This window comes from Nocardioides asiaticus, from assembly GCF_040049175.1.
GTDB lineage: Bacteria > Actinomycetota > Actinomycetes > Propionibacteriales > Nocardioidaceae > Nocardioides > Nocardioides cheoyonin.
In genome coordinates this window covers 78,838-102,703 of record NZ_JBDZDM010000005.1, presented here as the reverse complement: position 1 = coordinate 102,703, position 23,866 = coordinate 78,838, and the positions used below count along the sequence as shown (strand labels likewise).

The following is a 23,866-nucleotide window of genomic DNA, read 5'->3' as shown; positions in this document are numbered from 1 at the left end:
CGTGACGTGACGCAGACCATAGTCACTCACACACGGGACCGCCCGGGTTTCGCCATCGTCCGGCGCAGCACCACGAACCTGATCAGCGTCGCCGCGGCGTTCGCCGCGACGAGCACGGTCAGCTCGGTGAACCGCGCGGCGTCCGGGTCGCTCGCGTGGAGGAGCTGGAGGGAGCCGCTGGTGAGCGCCAGCCCGAGGCCGAACGCGGCGAGACCGGCGACATGGTGGCGTACGACGCCGCTGCGCGAGGTGATCCCGAACGTCAGCCGGCGGTTGGCGGCGGTGTTGCCGACCGCCGTCACCAGCAGGGCGAGCAGGTTGGCGGTCTGCGCGCCGGTGGAGCCGCGCATCAGCAGGTAGAGCACGAGGTAGGCAAGCGTGCTCATCACCCCGACCGCCGCGAACCGCACGATCTGCGTCGGCAGCGCCGCCTCCGGCGCCGGCCGGCGTACGCCATCGCGGACGAGGCTCACATCGATCCGTCCCGACGCCAGCCCGCGGACCAGCCGGCCGATCCCGAGCAGGTCCTCCCTGATCGTCCGCCAGATGTCGACCCGGGAGTCGGGGTCGTCGACCCAGTCCACCGGCACCTCGTGGATCCGCAGCCCGGCCTCCTCGGCGAGCACGAGGAGCTCGGTGTCGAAGAACCACGAGTCGTCCTGCACCAGCGGCACCAGCCGGTCCGCGACGTCGCGGCGTACGGCCTTGAAGCCGCACTGGGCGTCGCTGAACGAGGCCGACAGGACGGTCCGGAGCAGCAGGTTGTAGCCGCGCGAGATCAGGTCCCGCTTCGGGCCGCGGACGATCCGGCTGCCCTTCGCCAGCCGGGTCCCGATGGCGAGGTCCGAGTGGCCGGACAGCAGCGGCGCGAGCAGCGGAGGCACGGCCCGCAGGTCGGTCGACAGGTCCACGTCCATGTAGCCCACGACCGCCGCCGTCGATGTCCGCCAGGCCGCCTTGAGCGCCCGTCCGCGGCCCTTCTCGGCCAGGTGCACGACGCGGACCCGGGGCAGGTCGGCCGACAGCCGCTTCGCGACCAGCAGGGTCCCGTCGGTGCTGGCGTTGTCGGCGATCGTGATCCGGTAGGAGTAGGGCAGCCTGCTCCGCAGGTAGCCGTCCAGGCGGCGTACGGACGCCTCCAGCACCCGCTCCTCGTTGTGGACCGGGACGACGAGGTCGACGGCGCTGTCGAACTCTCGCAGCGATCGGGGCAGCTCGTAGGTCAGCGGCTCGGCGCTCATGTCGTGGACCCCGAGGTGGACTGCTGGGTCAGGTCGTAGACGGTCACCCCGCCGACCGTGGTCGAGGTGAAGTTGTCCTCGACCCACTGGGCGATCTCGGAGGAGTCGGAGCTCGAGCCGCCCTGCATGCCGTCGGCTGTGCCGCCCATGCCGCCGGCTGTGCCGCCCATGCCGCCGCTCGCGATGTAGTAGTGGATCTGCCCGTCGGCGACGTACTCCTCGAACTGCGCCAGGCTGATGCTCGGCGTCGTCCCGTTGAAGCCGCCGATCGCCATCACCGACTCGCCGGTGGCGAGCTCGTAGCTGGCGGCGTTCTGGGCCCCGCTCGTCGCGGCCACCCAGCGGTAGTCGCCGGCGTTCTGCTGCAGCAGCTCCGTCAGCTCGTCGCTGACGCTCGAGCCGCCGAGCACGCCGCCGCCCATCGCGCCGCCGCCGGGCATGCCCTGGCTCTGGGTGCTGCCCTGCGACTGGCCCTGGGTGCTGCCCTGGGTGCTGCCCTGGGTGCTGCCCTGGGTGCTGCCCTGGGTGCTGCCCTGCGTGCTGCCCTGGGTGCTGCCGGGCATCTGGCCCATCTGCGAGGGCGCGCCGCCGCCGCGGGGGCCGCCGCCCCCGCCGAACCCGCCCGCGGCGGTGTACGGACCGGCGGTGACGATGGACCCGGTGTGGGCGGTGGTGATCGTCTCGATGGTGTACGCCGCCGGGCCGATGCCGAGCGTGATGGCGACCGCGGCGAGCAGGGCCGCCGCCCGGGTCCGGTCGAGCAGGTCGGCGAACGCGAGCCCGCCGGTGACGGCCAGGCCGGCGACGAGGACGGGCCAGCGCAGCGCGTCGTACGGCTGCTCGCCGGACTGGCCGAGCAGGACGACCGCCCAGACGGTGCTCGCCGCGGCGGCGGCCGCGAGGGTCAGGCGTACGGCGAGCAGGTCGCGGCGGCGCCACAGGACGACCGTGCCGATGACGGCGGTGGCGGCGATCCAGGGAGCCAGCGCGACGACGTAGTAGTCGTGGTAGATGCCGGCCATGAACGAGAAGACCAGGCCGGTCACGAGCATCGAGCCCCCGGTGAGGACGAGTGCGGCGCGGGCCAGGTCGGTGCGGGGCGCACGGCGGAGGACGACGAGGCCGGCGACGAGCACGATCAGCGCGGCCGGGAGCAGCCAGGCGACCATGCCGCCCGAGACGCCCTGGAAGAGCCGGAGGAAGCCGGTGCCGCTGGAGAAGCCGGCGTTTCCGAGCCCGCCGGTCTCGTCCCCGGTGAGCCGGCCGAAGCCGTTGTAGCCGAAGACCAGCTCGAGGATCGAGTTGCCGGTGGAGCCGTCGACGTACGGGCGCCACGACTCCGGCACCAGCTCGACGATCGCGACCCACCAGCCGGCGCTCACGATCACGGCCGCGAAGGCACTGAGCAGGTGCAGGATCCGCTTGCGGAAGACGATGGGTGCCGCGATGAGGTAGACGAGCGCGAAGGCCGGCAGCACCAGGAAGGCCTGCAGCATCTTGGTCAGGAAGCCGAAGCCCACGAGCACGCCGGCGAGGACCAGCCAGCGGCTGCGGCCCTGCTCGGTACCGCGCAGCGTCGCGTAGCCGGCGCCGACCATGAGCAGGAGCAGCAGCGCGTCCGGGTTGTCGAACCTGAACATCAGCGCGGCGGCCGGCGTCAGCGCCGTGAAGGCACCCGCGGCGATGGCGGCCGGCCACGGCGCGACCCGGCGTACGAGCGCGTAGGTGAGGCCGACGGTGGCCACGCCCATCAGCGCCTCGGGGACGAGGATGCTCCACGAGCTCAGCCCGAAGATCCGGACCGAGAGGCCCATCACCCACAGCGCCGCCGGCGGCTTGTCGACGGTGATGGCGTTGCCGGCGTCGAGGGCGCCGAAGAACCACGCCTTCCAGCTCTGCGAGCCGGCCTGCGCGGCCGCCGCGTAGAACTGGTTGGCGTAGCCGGACTCGGAGAGCGTCCACAGGTATGCCACCGCGGTGGCCGCCAGCAGCAGGAGCAGGGACAGCCGCTCCGGGGGCAGCCGCCGTCGTCGTAGGGTCGTCGCGGCGTGGTGCGCCGCGGTCACGGGAGGGTCGATGGTTGCCGTCATGCCTTCGACGGTGCGGGCGCGGACTGTGCTCGCCGTTCGGCGAGCCTGTGAGCCTCCTAGGAGGGCGGGGCGTCGTACGTCACGCGGTACCACAGGTTCACCCCGAGCGGCACGGCACTCTCGTGCAGCCGCTCGAGCCGGTAGCCGCCGGGACCGGTGACGCCCTCGAGGTCGTCGGCGAGCAGCGGGGTGCCGCCGCCGAGCAGCAGCGGCGCGACGATGACGAGGATCTCGTCGAGCAGCCTGGCGCGCAGCAGCTGGCGGGCGACGTCGGCGCCGAGGACGTTGACGTACTTCCGGCCACCGGCCGCGTCCTTCGTCATCCCGACGGCCACCTCGAGGTCGTCGGTGAAGGTGGCGTCCTCGGGCGGTGGGTCGTCGGGATGGTGGGTGAGCACGACGACGGGACCGTGCCACTGCCCGGAGAGCGCGCCCTCCTCGTCGGTGCCCCGGTTGGGGTCGTCGCCGCGGTAGGTCCGGGCGCCGACGAGCAGCGCGCCGATGTCGTCGACCAGCCGCTCGGCGACGGGGTTCGGGCCGAAGTACTGCCGCGCCCACGACATGTCGCCACCGGGACCGGCGATGTAGCCGTCGAGCGACATGGTCGCGGAGTAGAGCAGCTTCGCCATGCTTGCATTATGCAAGCGGCTGGCGTTGCTGGGCGCGGCGCGCGATCGCGAGCAGGTCGCGGACCGGACCGGGCGGCGGCGTACGCCCGCCGACCCAGACGGCGGTGAAGTCGCGGCGCAGGTCGAGGTCGCGCACGCGCAGGCGGACGAGCGCGCCGCTGGCCAGGTCGCGCTCGACCGCGCGCAGACTGAGGAACGCGGGCGCCCCGCCGGCGCGTACCGCGGCCAGCACCGCGGCGTTGGTGGCCAGCTCCGCCTCGGGGCGTACGACGGCGACGTCGACGCGCGCGAGGGCCTGCTCGACCACGGCGCGGGTGCCCGAGCCGGGCTCACGGCTGGTCAGCGAGCGGGTGCCGAGGAGGTGGGCGGAGAGGGTCGACCGGCGGCGTACCCACGGATCCTCCGGCCACGCCACCAGCACCAGCTCGTCGCGGCCGACGACCGCCGTCGACAGCCCGGAGGTGTCCTCGGGTCCCTCGATGAAGCCGAGGTCCGCGCGGCCGTCGCGGACCGCCTCCAGCACGTGGTGGGAGTTGGTGGCCTGCAGGCTGACCGACACGTCGCCTGCGGGTGGCGGCTGCCGGCGGAGCTCGACCAGCCAGCCGGGGAGGAGGTACTCCGCCGTCGTCATCGACGCGCACACGCGCAGCTGCCGGGAGTGCTCGGCGCGCAGCGTGACCAGGGCGGTCTCGACCTGGTCGGCGAGGTGCAGCAGCTCGGTGCTCCACTCGACCAGCAGCCGGCCCTCGTCGGTCAGCGCGGCGCCGCGGGTCGACCGCTGCACCAGCACCAGCCCGGTCTGCGCCTCCATCGCCCGGAGCCGCTCCGACGCCGACTGCTGCGAGATCCCCGCCGCCCGGCCGGCCGCGCCGATGCTGCCCAGCCGCGCCACGTCGGTGAGCAGCCGCAGCGAGGCGAGGTCGGGGAGTGCCACGTTCCTCAGCGTACGGGCCTCACAGGGTCAGCCTGTGGTTGCCCGGGACCGGGCTGGGGTAGTCCGGGACGAAACGGTCGGTCTACTGACGAGTAATCGACAATGTCGTCCCGGACTACCCCGCCGATCGGCCGCTCGGCACCGGCGGATCGGGCACCGGCGGATGAGCGAGGCGGCGTACGACGGCCGGCGGCACGGTCATCCCGGGAAGCGTGAGCGCTCCCTCGCGGACCGCCCGGGCGACGAGCTCGGTGCCGCTGACGGCGCGGTCGATCGCGGTCCGTCCCGCAGTGGCCGCCGCGGTCCCGACCCGCGCGGGCGCGGGGACCAGCTCGCCGCGGCGACGGTCGGCGAGGCGACCGAGGGCGTCGGCGAGCAGCCAGCCCGCGGCGGCGACGATCCAACCGACGATGACGTCGACGGTCCAGTGGTTGGCGGTGCCGACGACGACCACGGCGGTGACGGCGGCGTACGTCCAGCCGGCCACCCGGAGGACGCGGTTGCGGGTCGCGCTCATGACGGCGAACGCGACCCACAGCGACCAGCCCGCATGGAGCGACGGGAAGGCGGCGAGCTCGTTGGTGAGCCCGCCGAGGCCCTTGGGCGCGGAGGCGTCGGCGCCCCACCAGCCAACGTCGGCGTGCAGGCGGAGGACGTCGACGTACCCGCCGATCATCCGCGGCGGGGCGGTCGGCAGCAGCAGGTAGAAGACCAGCCCGAGGACCGTCGCCGCCGCGAGCGCCCGCCGGGCGGGCACGTAGACGTCGCGGCCGCGCCGGTAGAGCCACACCAGCGCGACGACGGTGACGACGTAGTGGGCGGAGCTGTACCAGAAGCTGGCGATCACCCCGACGGTGTCGTGGGCGACGAACCAGGCGTTGACCGCCTGCTCGCGCGCCAGGCCGACCGCGTCCTCGACGCGGAGCAGCTCACGCGCCCGGCCGAGCGCGGCGCCGACGTCGGTGTCGGCCAGCATGCGGGAGAACGTGTAGGCCACATAGAGCGCCGCCACCATCAGCAGCTCCACGAGCCCCCGGCGTACGCCGCTCACAGCCGTCTCCGTCGACGAATCGGACACACCCTCCGCAACTTAGCGGCACAGCGCGGCTATTCCCATCGGGTTTTCCCCCGGATTAGGGGTGCGATTTGTCAGGGGTGCCACCCAGGGCCCGCACCGGGTCTCCACTCGGGGCCGGCACTCGGGGCCGCCACTCCGGGGCGCGCGACTGCCGTCGTACGCGCCCCGGGGGCCCTCCCGTTGCTCCCTCTGGGCGGGAAGTCTGGTTCGAACTCTAGGCGCCTTCCGGCGCGAGGACGATGTCGAAGCGCACCTTGGACCAGGTCCCTTCGACCTCGCGGCCGTCGGGGGTCGGGGTGCCGGCAGGCTGCTGCTCGAAGTCCTTGACCAGCGACTCCTTGACGCCGAAGACCGTGTCCTTGTCCAGCAGCTCGTCGCCGCGGACGAAGATGTGGGTCACCAGGGTGCGGCAGCCGTGGTGGGAGACCATGAAGTGCAGGTGCGAGGCGCGCATCGGCGAGCGGCCGACCGCGTCCAGCAGATGTCCCACCGGGCCGTCGTAGGGGATCGGGTACGGCGTCGGGGTGACGCCCCAGAACCGGTAGTTGCCCTCGTCGTCGGCGTACAGGTGGGCGCGGGCGGCGGTCCGGTCGTCGTCGTACTGAACGTCGTAGAGGCCGTCCTCGTCGGCCTCCCAGACCTCGATCAGGGCTCCGGCCAGCGGCTTGCCCTCCACGTCGGTGACCGAGCCCTCCACCCAGCACGGCTCGCCGGTCGCGCCGAACGACATGTCGCCGCCGTTCTCGATCTCGGGCGAGCCCTCCACGAAGAACGGCCCGAACACGGTGGCCTCGGTGGCGTGGGCGTAGGCCTGGTTGTTGACCGCGATCGTCTGCATGGACGCGCCGAGCACGTCGGAGAGCAGGATGAACTCCTGCCGCTTGTCGTCGGTGATGTGGCCGGCCTTGGTGAGGAACTCGATCGCCTCGCCCCACTCCTCCTCGGTCAGCCGCACCTCCCGGATGTAGGCGTGCAGGTGGCGGACCAGCCCCACCATCAGCTCCTTGAGCCGCGGGTCGGCACAGGCGTCGAAGGAGCGTACGACGCGCTCGACCAGCTCCTCCTCGCGGGCGGCCTGCTCCGCGGAGACCTCTCGCTCCGTCTCGCTCACGACGCTGTCGCTCATGCCGACGGCTCCTCTCCTGCCCACGCTGCACGCAGCAGCGCGGTGATGTTCTCGGCGGTCACGGGGGTGGGGTTGTCGGCGGGGATCGCCTTGAGGATCGGGTCGACCGCCTTCGCGATCCCGTCCTCGGGCATGCCGTAGTCGCTCAGTGCCTTCGGTGCGTCAAGCCTCGCCCGCAGGGCGGCGAGTCCCTGCGACGCGGACTCGCTCCCGAAGGCGATCGCCATCCGCTCCTCGGCCTCGGGAGCGTTGGGCACGTTGAAGGCCAGCACGTAGGGGAGTACGACGGCGTGCGTCTGCGCGTGCGGCAGGTTGAACATCCCGCCCAGCACATGGCAGATCTTGTGGTGCATCCCCGACCCGGCCGACGCGAACGCCACCGCGGCGAGGTAGGCGCCGTACAGCGTCTGCTCGATCCCGGGCACCGAGGTGGAGTCGGCCGCCACCTGCGGCAGCCCGGCCGCCAGCCCGCGGATCCCCTCGCCGGCCAGCGCCTGGTCGATCGGGTCCGTGCGCGGACCCCACATCGAGTCCACGCAGTGCGCCATCGCGTTCAGCCCGCTGGCCACCGTCATCTTCCCGGACAGGCTGGTCAGCAGGGTCGCGTCGTACACCACCGCGGTCGGCAGCACCCTCGGGTCGACCCCGGTCGTCTTCGTCTCCCCCTCGGTCAGGCCCCACACGTTGGTCGCCTCCGAGCCGGCGTACGTCGTCGGGACGGCCACGATCGGCACCCCGGCCACCGGCGAGCCGTCCATGGCGACCGCCTTCGCCAGCCCGGTCGTCGACCCGCCGCCGACGCACAGCACCGCGTCGACCTCGGCCTTCGAGGCCGCCTCGCGCGCCCGCTGCGCCACCTCGACCGGCACGTGCATCACGACCTCGTCGTGGCGCAGCACCACCGGCAGCTCCGCCGCGATCGGGTCGGCCAGTGCGGCCTCCCGGTCGGAGGCGATCACCATCACCCGCTGCGCGCCGAGCCCGTCGATCTCGTCGGCCACCGCGGCGGCGGCCTCACCCGCCGCGAACCTGACCCGCTGCGGCAGCGTCTCGTGTGCGAACCTCATGACTCGATTCTTCACGCCTTCCCGAGGAGCTGGGCGACAGCGGTCGTGAGGGCGGCCTCCGGGTGGTCCGGGAGGCTCGTCGCACGCCAGGCGACGTGCTTGTCGGGACGGATCAGCAGCGCCCCGCTCTCCTCGACCTCGCGGAGCTTGGCCCAGTCGTAGTACAGGTCGGTGACCTCGTGACCCGGGCCGATGACCACGGTCTCGAGCGGGAGCCCGAACACGTGGGCGACCTTGTCGACCGCCGAGGCCCAGGCCTCGCCGGCGATCCCGGTGATCAGCGTCCACCGGGTGTACGGCGCGAGGTCCATCATGGCCATCTTGTCGACGTTGTTGCCGACCCACGCGTGCGGCAGGTGGGCGCCGGGCGAGGTCGACATGACGTAGTAGAGGTCCTCGTCGGGGCCGGCCGGCGGCCGGGTGCCGTCGGAGACGATCGCGTTCGACTCGTAGAACTGGCCCAGCTCGACGCCGTGGGCGTTGAACTCGTAGTTCTTGGTGTCCATCGCCTTCACCAGCGCGGCCCGCTTGGCCGCGCCGGCGGGGGTGTCGGCCTTGCGCTCCTCGATCGCCGCGGCCATCTCCGGGCCGTCGAGGCCGACGACGCCGAGCGCCTCGAAGATGTCGACGAACTCGCGCGCCGACTTGTTCGCCCGGGTGACGATCCGCTTGGCGACCGGCGCCCGCTCGGCGCTGTAGGAGTCCAGCAGCGACGGCTCCGCCTGGCCGCGGATCACCGCGGCGAGCTTCCACGCCAGGTTGTAGGAGTCCTGCACGCTCGTGTTGGAGCCGAGACCGTTGCTCGGCGGGTGCCGGTGGATCGCGTCGCCCGCGCAGAAGACCCGGCCCTTCTGCAGGTGGGTCGCGTACATCTCGTTGACGCCCCACAGCGAGTAGCCGGTGATCTCCGGGTCCAGGTCGGGCATGCCGAGCAGGTCGCGGACGATCCCCTTCGCCATCTCGTCGTCGAGCGTGGGGGGCTCCTCGTTGATGTCGTAGCCCCACACGATGAGCCACTCGTCCCACGGCCTCACCATCCGGACCAGCCCGGTGCCGATGCCGCCGACGTTCGAGCCCGGCTGGATCACCCAGTACAGGACGCTCGGGCGGTGGTCGACGAGCGCGGAGATGTCGGCCTTGAAGGTGATGTTCATCGAGCCGGCGATGTCCATCCTCCCCTCGTACGGCAGGCCGATGTCCTCGGCCACCTTCGACCGGGCGCCGTCGGCGCCGATGAGGTACTTCGAGCGGATGTGGTACTCGTGGCCGGTCAGCCGGTCGCGCACGAGCGTGGTGACGCCGTCGTCGTCCTGCACGTGGGAGAGGTACTCGGAGGAGAACCTGCTCTGCGTCCCGCGGACCGTGGCGTTCCTGACCAGGATCGGCTCGAGGTAGGTCTGCGGGATGTCCACGGTCAGGCACGGGCTGGCCAGCTGGTAGTCGGCCTCCCGGTCCGGGCGGGTCCCCCAGGTGTGGATGCGGCCGATCTCCTCGCCGGCGATGCTCGTGCAGAACACCGTGTCGCCGCACAGGTCGTGCGGCGTCGCGTCGGCGAGGACCTGGTCCTCGATCCCCATGTCGCGGAAGATCTCCATCGCCCGCTGGTTGGTGATGTGGGCGCGTGGTGTGTTCGCGGTCCAGCGGTACTTCGTGATCATGATGTTGTCGACGCCGAGCGTCGACAGGTAGAGCGCCGCGGAGGCTCCGGCCGGACCCGACCCCACCACGAGGACGTCGGTGGTCACCATGTCCTCGATCTCCGGGACCTCGGTCTCCTTCTGGCCGTCGTCGAACACTGGCATGGTCGTCACCCTTCCCGGCCGGGGCATTCGCTGGTCATGCGTCGAGTGTCGTGCGTCACAGGCGCCGGTCACAGGGCTGGGCGACGGGATGGCGGAAATGCGGATCTCGTCGCGACGCGCGCTACGCCGCGATCCGTGCCCGGAGGGCGGGGACTCCCTCGCCGGTCAGGTCGGGGAGGGCGGCCGACCGACCCGACAGGGCCATCGCGAGCGCCTCGGCGGGGCCGCTGACGGGTGCGCCGTCACCGGCACGGAAGTCGACGTCGGTGGCCGCCGGGGACAGCCCGTCGAGGCGCCCCGCCGGCACCAGGGCCGGCGCCACGCGGTCGGAGGTGAGGTAGCCGAGGAGCACCGCCCACTCCTCCCGCGGCAGGTCGGTGCCGAGCCCGAGCGGGCGGGCGATGTCGCGGAGGTGGATGCAGGTGTCGGCGTACGGTCCCCAGGGCCCGACCCGTGGCGGGTCGACCCGGTCGTGGGCGTGCGCCCGGAGCAGCGCGACGAGCTCTGCGGGCTCGTGCCGGGCGAGCCGGCGCGCGATGTGGTCGACCGCCGCGTCGGTGTCCCCGCGGTGTCTGAGTGCCACGAGGACGAACCGGCCGAAGCCGATGAACACGTGCTGGAGCAGGTGGGCGGCGACGTGGCGGACGGTCCAGCCGGCGCAGAGCGAGGGCGTCTCCCACTGCGCGTCGGTCAGGTCGTCGAGCAGGTCGGCCAGGCGGAGCCTGTTCCGGGCGGCCGCGGCGTACACGGGCGTGTGGTCGATCATCGTCTCGCCCCTCCCCGTGCCGCGGCGGCCCGGGCGCGGATGTCCCGGTCCAGGCCGGCCAGCACCCGGGCCGTCGTTCGGAGGTCGTCGTCGCTGCACTCCGGCGCGACGGTCGCCAGCTCCGCCAGCTCGGCCGTCCGGACCCGGTCGAAGGCCGCCGCGCCCTCGCCGGTCAGCACGACGAGCACCGACCGACGGTGTTTTGGGTTCTCCCGGGTCATGACGTGGCCCCGACGGCGCAGGTCGTCGACGTGCCGCTGCACCGCCTGCCGCGGCAGGTCCAGGCGCCGGCCGATCTCGGGGACTGTCGCCGGTCCGTACGCCGTGAGCACCTCCACGACCGCCCGGGTGCCCACCGTCCAGCCCACCACTCGCACCCCGTCCTCCACCACGCGAGCGGAGTTCAGGACGATCGGACGGACGTACCCGAGGACGTCGTACACCAGCTCTGGCCTCGTCACCATGACAACAATGTTGTCATATTTGGGAGCCGGTGCCCAGTGACGCCCGGGTCAGCGCGCGGGCGCGCGCACCGTGTGGCCGATTGGGAAGACCTCGAGCCTCCCGTCACCGGAGAGCAGGCCCCACAGCCCCTTGGGGGCGGCGAGCACGACCGCGATCGCGACGGCACCGAGCACGACGAGGTACCACGTGCCATGGCTGGCGAGCTCCTGCTGCAGCACGTAGAAGACGATCGCGCCGAGGATCGGGCCTTCGATGGTCCCGAGCCCGCCGATGACGACGATGAAGATCATGTACGCCGTGTAGTTGACGCTGTAGATCGAGTCGGGGGTGACCCGGAGCGAGCTGGTCGCGATCAGCGCCCCGGCGAGGCCGACGCCGGCCGACGCGGCGACGTACACGATCCGGCGGCTGCGCTGCACCGCGACGCCCAGGGAGCTGGCAGCGGTCGGGTTGTCGCGGATCGCGGTGAGCCCGAGACCGAGGCGGCTGCGCATCAGGAGGTAGGTCGCCAGGACGACGAGCACCGCGATGGTGAGCGCGAGCCAGTAGACCGTCCCGATCCGTGCGATCCGGCTGGTGCCGTCCTCGCGGAAGACCATCAGCGAGAGGCCGGAGCCGCCGCCGAGGGAGTCGATCTGGGTCGTGACCAGCTTGAAGACCTCCGCGACGACCCAGGTGCCGATGGCGAGGTAGCCGCCGACGAGGCGGAACAGCAGGTACGACGTCGGGTAGGCCAGCACCCCGCACACCGCCCCCGCCAGCAGGACAGCGAGGACGATCGGCAGCCCGGCCGCGTCGGCGAGCTTGATGACGGCGTACCCGCCGGCGCCGATGAACGCCTGTTGCCCGATGGAGACGAGACCGCCGTAGCCGGCGAGCAGGTTCCACGTCGTCCCGAGGATGATCAGGGAGAACAGCCCGACCAGGTCGGTCAGGGTGCCGAGGCTGAAGTGGAACGGCACGTACGCCGCCATGACGACCACCAGTGCGGCGAAGCAGAGTCCGCCGATCGCCGAGGTCCGGCTGCCGCGCGAGACGTGGAGCGCCGGGGCACCATGCAGGGGCTGGGTCAGCGTCGTCATGCCATGACCGCCTTCGAGACGAGCAGGCCCTGCGGCCTGACGAGGAGGACGGCGAGGAAGACCAGGTGACCGGCCAGCACGCCGTACGCGGGATCGATCTGGGCACCGACGGTCTGCGCGACGCCGAGGACGAGGCCGCCGACGAGGGTGGCCCAGAGGTTGCCGAGCCCGCCGATGATGACGGCCTCGAAGGCGAAGATCAGCACCAGGTCGCCGTACGTCGGGGTGAACTGCGTGCTCATGCCGAGGAAGACCCCGGCCAGCGCGACGGTCGCGATCGCGATCGCGGTGGCGAGGGCGTACATGGTGCGCTCGTTGATGCCCATCAGCGTCGCGGCCTCGTGGTCGTCCTTCGTGGCGCGCATGCCGCGGCCGACCCGGGTGTAGGCCATGAACGCGCGCAGCCCGCCGATGACGACCACGGCGACGACGAGCGTGATGAGCGAGAAGACGCCGATCGAGAGGTCGTCGCTGAGCCTGATGCTCGAGGTCGCGAGGTCGCCGATGGCGATGCTGCGGGAGTCGGCCTTGAAGCCCTCCTGCAGCAGGTTGGCGCCGATCACCGCGACGCCGAACGACACCAGCAGCGGCGACAGCTCACCCTGCTTGAGGGCGCGGTTGAAGAGCCCGATCTGGAGCGCCCAGCCGACTGCCGCCATCACCGGGATCACGATGACCAGCGTCGCGAAGGAAGGCAGCGCGGTGTGGGAGACGAGCCAGTAGGCGAGGTAGGCCGCGGCGACCGCCAGGACGCCGTGGGCGAGGTTGACGATGCGCATGACGCCGAACATCAGCGACAGGCCGCAAGCGAGCAGCGCGTACTGCCCGCCGAGGAGCAGTCCCTGCAGAACCGCGTTGACCCAGTCCATCTCAGGCCTCCTGTCGGGTCGTGGGGATGGTCGCGGCGGCCCCGCGCTGAGCGGGTACGCCGCCGGTGCCGAAGTACGCCGCCGCCACCTCGGCGCGGGTGACATCCGTCGCCGCCGCCTCGAGGACGGTGCGGCCCTCGAGGAGGCACTGAACCCGGTCGGCGACCGCGAGCGCCTGGGTGAGGTCCTGCTCGACCACGAGGACGGTCGTGCCCTTGGCCGTGATCGCCGGCAGGGCGGCGTAGATGTCGGCGATGACGACCGGGGCGAGCCCGAGCGAGACCTCGTCGAGGAGCAGTAGCCGCGGGTTGGACATCAGGGCGCGGCCGATCGCCGTGGCTTGCTGCTCGCCACCGGACAGGAACCCGCCACGGCGGGTCCGCTTCTCGGCGAGCAGCGGGAACGCGTCGTACACCGCCCGGAGGGTCCAAGGCCCGGGGCGCCGACCGTACGCGCCGACCTTGAGGTTCTCCTCCACCGTCATCGAGGCGAAGATGCGCCGCCCCTCGGGGGTCAGCGCGATGCCGCTGCGGACCCGCTTGTGGGTCGCCGTCCGGGAGACGTCCCGTCCGGCGAACCGAACCGTGCCGCGGGTCGGCTTCATCAGTCCCGAGATGGTCTTGAGGAGCGTCGTCTTGCCGGCGCCGTTGGCGCCGATCACCGCGAGCGTCTCGCCCTCGGCGACGGAGAGGTCGAGGCCGTACAGGGCCTGGAAGTCGCCGTAGTGGACGTCGACTCCGGTCAGCCCGAGCAGGGCTGTGGCTTCGGTGTCGGTCATGGCCGGGTCTCCTTCGCCTCGACGGTGTCGGCCTCGTCCGCGCCGTGCGCGCCGCCGGGCCGGACGGTCGCCCGTTCGTGAACGACCTCCTCCTCGGAGTCGACGGCGCCGAGGTAGACCGCAGCGACCGCCTCGCTGGCCATCACCTCGTGCGGGTCGCCGGAGGCGACCACGTCGCCCTGGGCGAGACACATCAATCGGTCGACCACCTGCAGCAACGCGTGCACGATGTGCTCGATCCAGATGACACCGGTGCCGTTGTCGCGGATCCGCGCGATCGTCTCGATGAGGGCCGGCAGCTCCTGCTCGGTGAGGCCGCCGGCGATCTCATCGAGGAGCAGCAGCCGCGGCTGCGTCGCCAGCGCCCGGGCCAGCTCCAGCCGCTTGCGGTCGAGCAGGCGCAGCGCGCCGGCCCGGGTGTTCGCGAGCGGCGTGAGCCCGGCGGTCCCGAGCGCCTCCCACGCCTGCTCGGCCGCGTCGCGGCCGTGCTTGCCGGCGCCGAAGGAGGCCCCGACCAGCACGTTCTCGAACACGGTGAGGCCCTCGAACGGCCGCGGGACCTGGAACGTGCGCCCGATCCCCCGCTCCGTACGCCGGGCGGCGGGCAGCCTGGTCACGTCCTCGCCGTCGAGCCGGATCCGGCCGCCGTCGACGCGGAGCGTCCCGGTGATCAGGTTGAGGAGGGTGGACTTCCCCGCCCCGTTGGGGCCGACGATCCCGAGCGCCTCGCCGGCGTCGACGCGGAAGGAGACCGACCGCGCCGTCACGACCTGCCCGAACCGCTTCGCGATCCCGTCGGCCTGGAGCAGCGGGGCCGTCGTCGTACCTGTGCTCATCTTCTCGTCCTCGCTCTCAGGAGAGGGGCTCGGGCCGGCCGCCGAGCGGAACCTCGGGGGCGAGCTTGTTCTCGACGACGACCAGGTCGAAGGGGTACTTCCCGTCCTTCGTCTGGCGCCACTGGCCGCCGGCGACCGGCGTCTTGGCGATGTACGGCGGGACGTTCGGGTCGGCGCCCCAGTGGACCTCCCCGACGATCGTGTGGACGTCGAGGTGGGCGAGGGTCTTGACGAGGGTCTCGGGGTTGGTGCTGCTCGCCTTCTTCACGGCGGCGATCGCCACCTCGAAGAGCGCCTCGGCGTACCCCAGCGGCTGGGTCCACTGCTGCCCGGTCTTCTGCTCCCAGGCGTCGGCGAGCTGGCGCGCGGACTGGCCGGTGAGCGAGCTCTTGTACGGCGCGGTGGGGGTCCACCAGACCTCGGTGGCGAGGTTGTTCGCGATCTTCCCGAGCGAGTCCACCGACGACGGGAAGAGCAGCGCCTTGCCGATGGTGGCGATCTTCGGGTCGTAGCCCTGCTGCTTGGCCTGCCGCCAGAAGGTGGTGAAGTCCGGCGGCACCGGGACGCCGACGAGGACGTCGCTGCCCTTGAACGCGTTGACCTGTGCGGTGAAGTCCTTGGTGCCGTCCGGGTAGAGGCCCGGGTTGTCGATGCTGACCCCGCTGTCCTGGGTCAGCGCCGGGAAGTTGGCACTCCACGCCTGGCCGTCGGGGTCGTTCGGGAAGAGGCCGCCGGCCTTGCCGTTGTTGGGGATCTGCTTCCAGATGTCGGCGTACACCGCCGAGACGTCCTCGAGCCCCCAGAAGAAGTGGTAGCTGTACTTCAGGTCGGCGGGCTTGTCCCCGGAGCGGATCGCGAACGGCTGCCACGGAGCGACCGTGGTGATGCACGGGATCTGGTTGGCCTCGCACTGCTCCGAGACCGGGTCCACGATGTCCGGTGTCGACGACGCCACCACCACGTCGGCGTTGTCGCTGTTGATCAGCTCCGCGGCGACGTCACCGGCCCGGGTCGAGTCGCTCTGCGCGTCGCGGACGACGATCTTGACGTCGTACGTCTGGCCGTCGACGACGAGCGGATGCTGCTTCAGGTAGTCCCGGATCTCGTCGACCACGAACGAGTTGGCCTGCCCGAACGCCGCCGACGCGCCGGTCTGGGTCGACACGAACCCGATGACGAGCTCGTGGTCGTCGCCGGCCGCGCTGCTGCCCCCGACCGTGCACGCCGACCCGGTCAGTGCCAGGGCCAGCCCCGCCGCCCCCGCCACGACCGCTCGCGCCGGTCGTCTCCCTCTCGCCACGTCGCCCTCCTCGCGTCGTCCGGTGCCAAGGAGTGTCACGGCGCGGCGTGACGTCGGTCACTTCACGAGGAGCGGGATGGCGGAAATGCGCACGTGGGCTCGGGGCGGCCGGTCAGGTTGCCGGTCAGGTTGCCGGTCAGGTTTCCCCGGTCAGGTTTCCCCGGTCGGCCGGGGAAACCTGACCTTGTGGCCTGAAATGACACCCCACAAGGTCGGATTTCCCCGGTCAGCCGGGGATTCGTGAGACCGGGTCAGCCCGCAACCACACCGCGGCGTACGTCGCCCGCCGCGACGCCGAAGCGCCGGCGGAAGGCCTGGGAGAAGTACGACGGCGAGGTGAAGCCGCAACGCTCGGCGACGTCGACGGTCCGCAGCGCGGGGTCGGTGGCGGCGGCGAGCACGGCGTAGGCGCGGTCGAGGCGGCGGCCGAGGATGTGGCGCGGGACGGAGGTGCCGGCCTCCGCGAAGAGGCGGGAGAGGTGCCGCTCGCTGATGCCGGCGCCCGCGGCGACGTCGGAGGCGGACAGGCCGGGGTCGTCGAGGTGGTCCTCGATGAACGCCTTGGCCGCGGCCCGGTGGGCGGTGCCGAGGGTGACGCGGCCGTCTGTGGCCAGCACCGAGACGAGGTCGAGGACGGCCTCCTCGTCGGCGGGCACCGGGTCCGCGGGGCGGAGGGCGCGGCCGACGAGCTGGACCAGGGCGCGGCCGTGCGGGTCCTGCCCGGGACCCGCGTCGACGACCAGCGGCGTCGCGACCGAGGTGAGACCGGTCCGCTCGGCGAACGCGGCGCGCGGCACCTTGATCGCGAACTCCTCCAGCCCGTGCCCGAAGCCGCGCAGGAACGGCCGGTCGACATCGCAGACGAGGAGCTGCCCGGGGCGTACGACCCGGCGTACGCCGTCGTACTCCAACAGCGCCTCGCCACGCAGGCTCGCGTAGACGGCGATCGCGTCGGCGGGGACCGCGTCGACGAGCGAGGCGGAGCGCTCCACGACGTGCTTGTCGGCCCGGACCCCGGCGAGGTGGACGTCCTCGAGCTGGAGGTTGACCTCGACCGCGTCGAAGGACTCCTCAGCGCCCGGCCGCACCGCGAGGGCGACCAGCGAGCGAGCGTTGTGACGCTCCCACCCGCGGACCTGTGTCGCCGCATCCAGGCGGGTGGTCGAGAAGACCTCGGGCCGGGGCAGGCGTGCGCTCGGGACGGCAGTCACACCGGCGACTGTACGTCGTGACGCCGGTCACGTCATCCGCTCGCGCGCCCGCGCCGCATCACGCCCGCGCCGTGCACAGGGGGCCGGATCGGGCGAGAAATCGCCAATCTGAGCGATGCCCCGTCGGCCGAGCCGGGGCAAGGCTGCTGAGGAGCTCGAGTCGGGCTCCGACCGGCGCGCCGCGGGAGGGGGAGGCGATGGACGGTCATCTGGCGGCCGACACGCTCGTCGTCACCGCCTTCCGCGACGGCCATGGCCGGGTCGAGATCGGCGGGCGCGTCGAGCTCGTCGCCGCAGGCTCCTTCGACGAGGTCAGGGCCCTCCTCAGGGAGCGGATCGCCTCCGAGGCGGCCCGCCGGCCCACCCCGCTCACCGTCACGTTCGTCGTACCCGGCCGTGAGCCCACCACCTGGCGCGTCGACCCCTTCGGCGCCGCCGTGCGCTCGGGTCCGCGGCCAGTACGCCGGCCCCGCCGGGCGCTCACCGTCGCCGTCGTCGCCGGCGTCGTCGCGTTGGTGGCGACCGCAGCCGCGGTCGTCGCGTACGCCGTCTCGGTCGGCGCCTCGCACGAGAAGGCCGGCCCTTCGGCCCCGGCCACCACGGCGCTCCGCGCCACGGGCGGGATCCCGCCGGTGCGGCCGGCGGCGGTGCGGCACACCCACCTGCGCGTCATCCCCACCGCCCCGGCGACCGGGCCGCTCCGGCTGGTCGTCTCAGCCGACCGGTGGCCGGCCGTGGTGACGCTCCGGGTGAGCCGGGCCGGTACGCCGCTCGCGACCCGCCGACTCCCGCTCGACCGGGACGGGGCTCCCGTGGTCGTCGTCTTCCCGCACGCGTACGCCGGCGCGTACTCCTGGCGCGCCACCGCCTACGGCGCGCCTGCGGTCACGGGAGGCGTGCGGATCGCCCCGCCACCCGAGACGAGCCCCGTGACGAGCCCTGGAGCGACCCAGGAGACCACCGCGACGCCGGTGAGCACCGCGGCGACGTCCACCTCTGCGGCGGAGGACGTCTCCAGCACCCCTGCCGCTCCCGCAACCGGCGGGACGTCGACGTCCGGCCCGAAGCACCCCTCCAAGCCCCACCCCGCCGACCCGCCGCGCGGGCCGGTGGACCCGACCGCCCAGAAGCCACCGCCCCAGCCGGTCGGCTGACCCGGCCAGAGGAGACCCGCCATGACACCGCCCGAAGCGAACAGACCAGGCGCGCGCCGGCGCGCGCTGACCGCCGCGACGACGGCGCTCGCCACCGCCGCCGCGGTGATCGCGCTCGCGGACGACCCGGCGGCCGCCGCGACGAGGCGGTGGGCGGGCTTCGCGATCCGGTCCAACGGCCACGCGGACGGCGGCTGGCTCGGCGGTCGGACGCTCGGCGACGGTGCACGGGTCTACCGGCTCCAGCCGCGCAAGGGCGCCGCGGAGTCGGCCTACCGGTCGGCACGGCGTACGACGAACCTCGCCGGCCGGCACGCGCCGGGAGCGACGGCCACCCGCCGCGCGGCCTGGATCCTGTCGAGGTACGGCACCTACCACGACGACTACCAGTCCGCCGCCGTCGACGTCGCGGTCTACGCCCTGCTCGCCGGCGGCCCCTGGCGGATGGGACACCCGCGGGCGGCCGCCCGGCTGCGGCAGAGCGGCTACGCGGCGTACGTCCGCCCGCTTGCCAGGACCATGCTCGACCGGTCACGGCGGCAGGCGGGACCGTACGCCGCGACCCTGACCGCCAGCCGGGCCACCGTCGGCAGCAGCACCAGGGTGAGCCTGCGCGTCCGGACCAGGGGCGGTACGCCGCTGGCCGGCGCCCGGGTCATGTTCGGCTTCCCCGGCCAGCGGTCGCAGCGCACGTTCACCGACAAGGGCGGCCGGGCCACGGCGTACTTCTCCGCCGTCGCCGGGCGCACCCGGGTGACCGCGACGATCACCCACGTGCCGGAGTGGCGCCTCCACGTCCGCGCGCCGCTCAAGAGGGGCGCGTCAGCGGTCGCTGTCGCGGGGCGGCACGCCACGCTCGTCGCGCGGGCGACTGCCGTCGGGGTGAGCCCGCAGGCGGTCAGCGTCGCGAACACCCGTGCCACGATCCGGACCGGCGCCGCGCTCGCCGGCAGCTATACCGTGACCGGGGGCTACGGCACGCGCACCGCGACGCTCGCGGTCTACGGCCCGGCGGCCTCGGCGCCGGTGGCCTGCAGCGGGGCCCCGGCCTACACCGGCACCCAGGGCGTCGACAGCGCCGGGAGCCGGTCGCTTCCGGCGTACCGGCCGGCGAGGTCCGGCTACTACGCCTGGCGCGCCGCGGTCTCCGGCAACGACACGAGTACGCCGGCCGCCGCGTGCGGGGCGGCCGTCCGCGTCCAGCGGCCCTCACGGATCGGTCAGTACCGCGTCGGGAAGGCGGCCGTCGCGGTCGGCAGGCCGTTCCGTGTCGGCGTGAGAATCTCGGGCTTCGACCGCCGCGAGACCCACACGGTGACCTCGACGCTCTACGGGCCGTTCAAGAAGGGGAGCGGGGTCAGGTGCTGGGCGAGCAAGGTCGCCGCCGGCCACGCCGTGACCGCCACCGTCACCGGCAGCACCTCCCGCGCGATGCCGCCGACCACGATCAACAGGGCGAAGAACGCCGGCTACTACGGCTGGCGCTCCTCCCTGAGCGCCGGCAACCTGATCCGCGGCTCGCGCTCGGGCTGCGGCGTCGTCGTCCATGTGACGAAGTGAGCCTCACCGCCTCGCCGTCCAAGCGGCCGCGGAGCCGGCGACCGCTCGCGCGGACGCGACCACGACCGCCAGGAGCACGACGACCGCGGCGAGGTCCCACGACTCGTGCCCGTTGACCACGAGCAGGGCACCGACCAGCCCGCCGAGGAACATGCTGACGATGGGGACGATGCGCCGGCCGAGCTTGCTGCTCGCTCCGCCGGCGGCGTGACTGTCGGCCGCGATCCCGGTGATCGTCAGGGTGAGGACGGTGGTGGTCAGGTCGGGCACGGCGAGCGCCCGCGCGGTCGCGTTCTGGAGCCCGAGGGCGACGCCGAGGAGAGCGACGATGAGAGCCAGCTCCCACCGCGTCCATCTCGCATACGGCGCGTCGATCACGAGCGTCACCACCAGCGACGCGGCGACGAGCACGAGCTCGGCCGTCGCGGCGGCGAGAAGGTGGCGGCCACGGTGTCCGCCGACCGCCTGGGTCGTCCGCCCGCCGACGAACGCGCCGACCAGGAACGCCCCGATCGCCAGCAGCGACGCCCACCACACGAACCCCGGAGCGCCTCCGACGGCGAATCCGAGGAAGACGACGTTGCCCGTCATGTTGGCGACCAGTACGTGACCCAGCGCGAGGTAGCTGAACGCGTCGACCAGCCCCGTCACCACGGTCAGCAGCAGGAGCAGCGGCGGCAGCGGGCCGTGCGGATTGTCACGCGGCGGCGCGAGCACCCTCCAGGCCTCGACGACGTGATCACCCACGCTCATGCGCACCTCCGATGCAGGATAGGTAAGGCTCACTTTTCTTGAATCGTTCCAGAAAACCCGACAGGATCGGGTTCACCGATCATCTTCGACCAGGGGAGACTGCGATGACCCAGACCGCCACCACCAGCAAGGCCGTCCACACCGCCCACCCCGCCTTCACGGCGAGCGAGACGTTCGCCAAGCACCTCCAGCAGCTGCTCGTGGACCTCACCGAGCTCGCACTGCAGGGCAAGCAGGCGCACTGGAACGTCGTGGGCAAGAACTTCCGCGACCTGCACCTCCAGCTCGACGAGGTCGTCGACGCGGCCCGCGAGTTCAGCGACGACGTCGCCGAGCGGATGCGCGCCCTCTACATCACCCCGGACGCCCGCTCCGCCACCGTCGCCGAGGACACCACCCTCGCGCCGTTCCCGGCCCGCGAGGTCGACACCGCGACCACGGTCGACCTGGTGACCGCGGGGCTGTACGCCGTGGCCAAGACGGCGCGCGACATCCACGACGACGTGGACGCCGAGGACCCGACCACGGCCGACCTGCTCCACGAGATCATCACCCGGATCGAGCAGCTCGCCTGGATGATCGACGCGGAGAACCGCGTCGCCAACCAGTCCGCGCCGGCGCAGATCGAGGCCTGAGTCCGCGGCCGGGCGGCGCGCTCACCCCCGGAGCGGCTTGAGCGCGCCGGCCCAGGCCTCGAGCTGGTCGAACATCGTGGCCGCGGCGTCGTCGTACTGCGGCCCGGGCTTGAACACCGAGAAGTTCTCGAAGTCGGTGACGAGCGAGAACGACAGCTGCTGGCGCACGCCGGCCACCTGCAGCTCGGCGCAGATCGCCCGCAGGTGCTCGATCGCCCGGGTGCCGCCGAGCGAGCCGTAGCTCACGAACGCCGCCGCCTTGTTGTTCCACTCGGCGTACAGGTAGTCGATCGCGTTCTTCAGCACGCCCGAGGTGGAGTGGTTGTACTCCGGCGTCACGAAGACGAAGCCGTCGTACGCCGCGATCGTCTGCGCCCAGGCCTTGGTGTGCTCGCCGGCGTACTGCCCCAGCCCGGGCGGGATCGGCTCGTCGAGGTGCGGCAGCGGGTGGTCGCGCAGGTCGACCAGGTCGTAGGTCGCCGGGCGGCCCGCCGTCCGTTCCATGACCCACGCCGCCACCGCCTCGCCGTTGCGGTTCGGACGGGTGCTGCCGAGGATGACGCCGATCTTCAGCTCGCTCAACGGGTTCTCCTAGTGAGTGAGGGGTCGGCCGGCGTCGCCGGCGCCGTTCACCGCTCACGGTACGACGGCTCCCGATGCGTCCGGTGCGCGCTGCTCACGCCGCCATCGCCCCGGGGTCGTGCCGTAGCGCGCCCGGAAGCGACGGACGAGGTAGCCGGCGTCGCCGAGACCCGTCCGCGCGGCGACCACCCCGAGCGGCAGGTCGGTCTCCCGTAGCAGCCGGCGCACCTCCGTCAGCCGGCGCTCGGTGAGCCAATCGAGCAGGGTGCGCCCGGTCCGCTCGCGCACGGCCGTCGTCAGGTGGCCCGGCGTGTAGCCGAGCGCGGCCGCCACATCGGACGCCGAGACCGGCCGGCGGTAGGTCCGTTCGATCTCGTCGAAGACCCGCTCGACGAGCGGGTCCGGGGCGGCCGGGACGTCCGGCGCGAGCCGGGCGGAGGCGACCAGCATCCGGGTGAGCAGCGCTGCCACGGCGTCGTACGTCCCGAGCCGCCCGGGCTCGCGCAGCTCCTCGTCGAGCTCGGCGATCCAGCCGGTCCAGCGCCGCCGCTCGCCGCGAGGTACGACGACGCCCCCGCCGTCCGTGCCGAACAGCGCGAGCAGCGGGTGATGACTCCGGGCCAGCGGCGAGACCGACGCCAGCGCGGGGACCGCGTCGGGCGCGAACGCGACCGACCAGGCGCGACAGTCGTCGAGCGCGTGGACGGTGCCGGCGCCGATGACCGTCCCCGGCGGTACGGCGTACAGCCCGCCGTCGCGCAGCGTCACGTCGCGACCATCGATCCCGACGACACCGCCACCCCGCTCGACGTAGACCAGCACGAGGAAGTCGTGGGCGTGCCGGTGGTCGCGCTCGAGGAGCACCGGCTCGACCTCGGTGTCCATCACGACGACCGAGACGGGCGGAGTTCCGGGCCGCTGGTCGTAGCGGTAGACAGGAGTGCCGTCCGGGCGGACCGTGCGCAGGACGGCCTCCACCCCTGAGATCCTCACCGAGGAACGTCCCATGCTCGCCCACTTCCGTCCCGCCCCGGATCCGCAGGATGTCCAAGACTCGAGCTATCACACCAGATCTAGCACGAGGTCGGAACCGATGAGCCTGACGAGCAACGCCCCGATCCGAGACGGCCGTACGCCGGAGGACCGCGAGCGGGACTTCCTGCCCGGCATGGGCAAGCCCTGGCTGCTGCCCCTGTACGACGTGTTCTCCCGCGCCGCCGGTGTCCGGCGCCTGCACGAGCGGGCCGCCGCGCTCGCCGACGTCGGGACGGGCGAGAGCGTCCTCGACGTCGGCTGCGGCACCGGCAACCTGGCGTTCGCGATCCTGCGCGCCACCCCCGACGCCCACGTCACCGGGCTCGACCCGGACCCGGCGGCGCTCCGGCGCGCGGCCCGCAAGGCCGGCCGTCGCGGCGTGCGCCTCGACCTCGTGCAGGGCTTCGCCGACCAGCTGCCCGCCGAGGACTCCTCGCTCGACCACGTGGTCTCCTCGCTCGCGCTCCACCACGTCGACGACGCGGGCCGCGAGGGGTTCGCACGCGAGGCGCTGCGGGTGCTGCGCCCGGGCGGCGGCGTCACGATCCTGGACTTCGGCGGGCCGGGGCCCGACGGCGAGTCCGTGCACCACGCAGACGCGCACAGTCACGGCATCGGGCTGATGCGCCGGCTGCGCCACCGGATGATGCACAACGCGCACGTCGCCCGGAATCTCGACGAGGGCCTCGTGGTGCTCCTTCGTCGAGCGGGCTTCGCCGAGGTCCGCGAGGTCGAGCACCTCGAGCACCGGATGGGCGAGGTGACCGTCGTACGCGCGACCCGGGCCGAGTGATCCCGGAGCGGGACCGGGTCCAAGGTCTCAGCGGTCCCGGGGTGACCGGCCCTGTCGTCGTACGTCCGGCCGCGGGAGCA

The 23,866-nt window shown here is 72.8% G+C and carries 23 protein-coding genes; 4 read left to right on the top strand and 19 right to left on the bottom strand.

Translation table 11 applies throughout. From position 1 onward, the window contains the following. Positions 1 to 26 precede the first annotated feature (26 nt). The 16 genes from ABLE53_RS18055 to ABLE53_RS17980 all read right to left on the bottom strand — a co-directional run bounded on the left by ABLE53_RS18055 (position 27) and on the right by ABLE53_RS17980 (position 17,274). On the bottom strand, positions 27 to 1,241 hold the full coding sequence (locus ABLE53_RS18055) for a bifunctional glycosyltransferase family 2/GtrA family protein (protein ID WP_348860498.1): 1,215 nt from the start codon (positions 1,239 to 1,241) through the stop codon (positions 27 to 29). Continuing rightward, on the bottom strand, positions 1,238 to 3,331 hold the full coding sequence (locus tag ABLE53_RS18050) for an ArnT family glycosyltransferase (RefSeq protein ID WP_348860497.1): 2,094 nt from the start codon (positions 3,329 to 3,331) through the stop codon (positions 1,238 to 1,240). The genes ABLE53_RS18055 and ABLE53_RS18050 overlap by 4 nt, the downstream gene beginning before the upstream one ends. Before the next feature lie 56 nt (positions 3,332 to 3,387). Beyond that, positions 3,388 to 3,960, bottom strand: coding sequence for a dihydrofolate reductase family protein (locus tag ABLE53_RS18045; RefSeq protein WP_348860496.1), 573 nt, complete (start codon positions 3,958 to 3,960; stop codon positions 3,388 to 3,390). 7 nt (positions 3,961 to 3,967) lie between these two features. Next, positions 3,968 to 4,894, bottom strand: coding sequence for a LysR family transcriptional regulator (locus ABLE53_RS18040; RefSeq protein ID WP_348860495.1), 927 nt, complete (start codon positions 4,892 to 4,894; stop codon positions 3,968 to 3,970). 115 nt (positions 4,895 to 5,009) lie between these two features. Next, positions 5,010 to 5,945, bottom strand: coding sequence for a phosphatase PAP2 family protein (locus tag ABLE53_RS18035; protein ID WP_348860494.1), 936 nt, complete (start codon positions 5,943 to 5,945; stop codon positions 5,010 to 5,012). Between the two features lie 241 nt (positions 5,946 to 6,186). Beyond that, positions 6,187 to 7,098, bottom strand: a complete 912-nt coding sequence (locus ABLE53_RS18030; protein ID WP_348860493.1) for an intradiol ring-cleavage dioxygenase — start codon at positions 7,096 to 7,098, stop codon at positions 6,187 to 6,189. After that, positions 7,095 to 8,165, bottom strand: coding sequence for a maleylacetate reductase (locus tag ABLE53_RS18025; protein ID WP_348860492.1), 1,071 nt, complete (start codon positions 8,163 to 8,165; stop codon positions 7,095 to 7,097). The genes ABLE53_RS18030 and ABLE53_RS18025 overlap by 4 nt, the downstream gene beginning before the upstream one ends. An 11-nt stretch (positions 8,166 to 8,176) precedes the next feature. After that, positions 8,177 to 9,967, bottom strand: a complete 1,791-nt coding sequence (locus ABLE53_RS18020) for an FAD-dependent oxidoreductase (protein ID WP_348860491.1) — start codon at positions 9,965 to 9,967, stop codon at positions 8,177 to 8,179. A 121-nt stretch (positions 9,968 to 10,088) separates the two neighbouring features. Beyond that, positions 10,089 to 10,733, bottom strand: coding sequence for a maleylpyruvate isomerase family mycothiol-dependent enzyme (locus ABLE53_RS18015; RefSeq protein ID WP_348860490.1), 645 nt, complete (start codon positions 10,731 to 10,733; stop codon positions 10,089 to 10,091). Continuing rightward, the gene (locus ABLE53_RS18010) at positions 10,730 to 11,197 is read right to left on the bottom strand and encodes a MarR family winged helix-turn-helix transcriptional regulator (protein WP_348860489.1); all 468 of its coding nucleotides are present in this window, start codon (positions 11,195 to 11,197) and stop codon (positions 10,730 to 10,732) included. Before ABLE53_RS18010 ends, ABLE53_RS18015 begins: the two co-directional genes overlap by 4 nt. Before the next feature lie 48 nt (positions 11,198 to 11,245). Further along, the gene (locus tag ABLE53_RS18005; RefSeq protein WP_348860488.1) at positions 11,246 to 12,280 is read right to left on the bottom strand and encodes a branched-chain amino acid ABC transporter permease; all 1,035 of its coding nucleotides are present in this window, start codon (positions 12,278 to 12,280) and stop codon (positions 11,246 to 11,248) included. After that, positions 12,277 to 13,149: a branched-chain amino acid ABC transporter permease gene (locus tag ABLE53_RS18000; protein ID WP_348860487.1), complete on the bottom strand. Its 873-nt coding sequence runs from the start codon at positions 13,147 to 13,149 to the stop codon at positions 12,277 to 12,279. Before ABLE53_RS18000 ends, ABLE53_RS18005 begins: the two co-directional genes overlap by 4 nt. Position 13,150: 1 nt before the next feature. Continuing rightward, positions 13,151 to 13,927 (bottom strand): ABC transporter ATP-binding protein, encoded by a 777-nt coding sequence (locus ABLE53_RS17995; RefSeq protein ID WP_348860486.1) that lies wholly within the window; start codon positions 13,925 to 13,927, stop codon positions 13,151 to 13,153. After that, entirely contained in the window at positions 13,924 to 14,763 is an 840-nt protein-coding gene (locus ABLE53_RS17990) for an ABC transporter ATP-binding protein (protein WP_348860485.1), read from the bottom strand. Before ABLE53_RS17990 ends, ABLE53_RS17995 begins: the two co-directional genes overlap by 4 nt. Positions 14,764 to 14,779: 16 nt before the next feature. Beyond that, entirely contained in the window at positions 14,780 to 16,063 is a 1,284-nt protein-coding gene (locus ABLE53_RS17985; RefSeq protein WP_348860483.1) for an ABC transporter substrate-binding protein, read from the bottom strand. A gap of 251 nt (positions 16,064 to 16,314) precedes the next feature. Beyond that, on the bottom strand, positions 16,315 to 17,274 hold the full coding sequence (locus ABLE53_RS17980) for a helix-turn-helix domain-containing protein (RefSeq protein WP_348860480.1): 960 nt from the start codon (positions 17,272 to 17,274) through the stop codon (positions 16,315 to 16,317). A gap of 197 nt (positions 17,275 to 17,471) precedes the next feature. On the opposite strand from ABLE53_RS17980, the gene ABLE53_RS17975 reads away from it, so the two are divergent. Together ABLE53_RS17975 and ABLE53_RS17970 are read left to right on the top strand one after the other, a co-directional pair. Beyond that, positions 17,472 to 18,428, top strand: coding sequence for a hypothetical protein (locus ABLE53_RS17975; RefSeq protein ID WP_348860478.1), 957 nt, complete (start codon positions 17,472 to 17,474; stop codon positions 18,426 to 18,428). A gap of 21 nt (positions 18,429 to 18,449) precedes the next feature. After that, positions 18,450 to 19,988, top strand: coding sequence for a hypothetical protein (locus ABLE53_RS17970; RefSeq protein ID WP_348860477.1), 1,539 nt, complete (start codon positions 18,450 to 18,452; stop codon positions 19,986 to 19,988). A 3-nt stretch (positions 19,989 to 19,991) separates the two neighbouring features. On the opposite strand, the gene ABLE53_RS17965 is transcribed toward ABLE53_RS17970, so the two are convergent. Continuing rightward, positions 19,992 to 20,741, bottom strand: a complete 750-nt coding sequence (locus ABLE53_RS17965; protein ID WP_348860476.1) for a YoaK family protein — start codon at positions 20,739 to 20,741, stop codon at positions 19,992 to 19,994. A gap of 104 nt (positions 20,742 to 20,845) precedes the next feature. Between ABLE53_RS17965 and ABLE53_RS17960 the strand changes: the two genes are divergently transcribed. After that, positions 20,846 to 21,376: a Dps family protein gene (locus ABLE53_RS17960; RefSeq protein WP_348860475.1), complete on the top strand. Its 531-nt coding sequence runs from the start codon at positions 20,846 to 20,848 to the stop codon at positions 21,374 to 21,376. Positions 21,377 to 21,397: 21 nt separating this feature from the next. Here the strand turns inward: ABLE53_RS17960 and ABLE53_RS17955 are convergent, their stop codons facing one another. Next, entirely contained in the window at positions 21,398 to 21,958 is a 561-nt protein-coding gene (locus ABLE53_RS17955; RefSeq protein WP_348860474.1) for an NADPH-dependent FMN reductase, read from the bottom strand. A 54-nt stretch (positions 21,959 to 22,012) separates the two neighbouring features. Then, a complete protein-coding gene (locus ABLE53_RS17950) occupies positions 22,013 to 22,951 on the bottom strand; it encodes a helix-turn-helix domain-containing protein (protein WP_348860473.1) in 939 nt (312 codons plus the stop codon). Positions 22,952 to 23,051: 100 nt separating this feature from the next. On the opposite strand from ABLE53_RS17950, the gene ABLE53_RS17945 reads away from it, so the two are divergent. After that, entirely contained in the window at positions 23,052 to 23,786 is a 735-nt protein-coding gene (locus tag ABLE53_RS17945) for a class I SAM-dependent methyltransferase (protein WP_348860472.1), read from the top strand. The last annotated feature ends 80 nt before the right edge of the window (positions 23,787 to 23,866 follow it).

What these genes read in the sequence shown, in the direction of transcription:
- ABLE53_RS18055 (WP_348860498.1), bottom strand. Translation starts at nt 1,241, where the DNA reads ATGAGCGCCGAGCCGCTGACCTACGAGCTGCCCCGATCGCTGCGAGAG.
- ABLE53_RS18050 (WP_348860497.1), bottom strand. Translation starts at nt 3,331, where the DNA reads ATGACGGCAACCATCGACCCTCCCGTGACCGCGGCGCACCACGCCGCG.
- ABLE53_RS18045 (WP_348860496.1), bottom strand. Translation starts at nt 3,960, where the DNA reads ATGGCGAAGCTGCTCTACTCCGCGACCATGTCGCTCGACGGCTACATC.
- ABLE53_RS18030 (WP_348860493.1), bottom strand. Translation starts at nt 7,098, where the DNA reads ATGAGCGACAGCGTCGTGAGCGAGACGGAGCGAGAGGTCTCCGCGGAG.
- ABLE53_RS18025 (WP_348860492.1), bottom strand. Translation starts at nt 8,165, where the DNA reads ATGAGGTTCGCACACGAGACGCTGCCGCAGCGGGTCAGGTTCGCGGCG.
- ABLE53_RS18020 (WP_348860491.1), bottom strand. Translation starts at nt 9,967, where the DNA reads ATGCCAGTGTTCGACGACGGCCAGAAGGAGACCGAGGTCCCGGAGATC.
- ABLE53_RS18015 (WP_348860490.1), bottom strand. Translation starts at nt 10,733, where the DNA reads ATGATCGACCACACGCCCGTGTACGCCGCGGCCGCCCGGAACAGGCTC.
- ABLE53_RS18010 (WP_348860489.1), bottom strand. Translation starts at nt 11,197, where the DNA reads ATGGTGACGAGGCCAGAGCTGGTGTACGACGTCCTCGGGTACGTCCGT.
- ABLE53_RS18005 (WP_348860488.1), bottom strand. Translation starts at nt 12,280, where the DNA reads ATGACGACGCTGACCCAGCCCCTGCATGGTGCCCCGGCGCTCCACGTC.
- ABLE53_RS18000 (WP_348860487.1), bottom strand. Translation starts at nt 13,149, where the DNA reads ATGGACTGGGTCAACGCGGTTCTGCAGGGACTGCTCCTCGGCGGGCAG.
- ABLE53_RS17995 (WP_348860486.1), bottom strand. Translation starts at nt 13,927, where the DNA reads ATGACCGACACCGAAGCCACAGCCCTGCTCGGGCTGACCGGAGTCGAC.
- ABLE53_RS17990 (WP_348860485.1), bottom strand. Translation starts at nt 14,763, where the DNA reads ATGAGCACAGGTACGACGACGGCCCCGCTGCTCCAGGCCGACGGGATC.
- ABLE53_RS17975 (WP_348860478.1), top strand. Translation starts at nt 17,472, where the DNA reads ATGGACGGTCATCTGGCGGCCGACACGCTCGTCGTCACCGCCTTCCGC.
- ABLE53_RS17970 (WP_348860477.1), top strand. Translation starts at nt 18,450, where the DNA reads ATGACACCGCCCGAAGCGAACAGACCAGGCGCGCGCCGGCGCGCGCTG.
- ABLE53_RS17965 (WP_348860476.1), bottom strand. Translation starts at nt 20,741, where the DNA reads ATGAGCGTGGGTGATCACGTCGTCGAGGCCTGGAGGGTGCTCGCGCCG.
- ABLE53_RS17960 (WP_348860475.1), top strand. Translation starts at nt 20,846, where the DNA reads ATGACCCAGACCGCCACCACCAGCAAGGCCGTCCACACCGCCCACCCC.
- ABLE53_RS17945 (WP_348860472.1), top strand. Translation starts at nt 23,052, where the DNA reads ATGAGCCTGACGAGCAACGCCCCGATCCGAGACGGCCGTACGCCGGAG.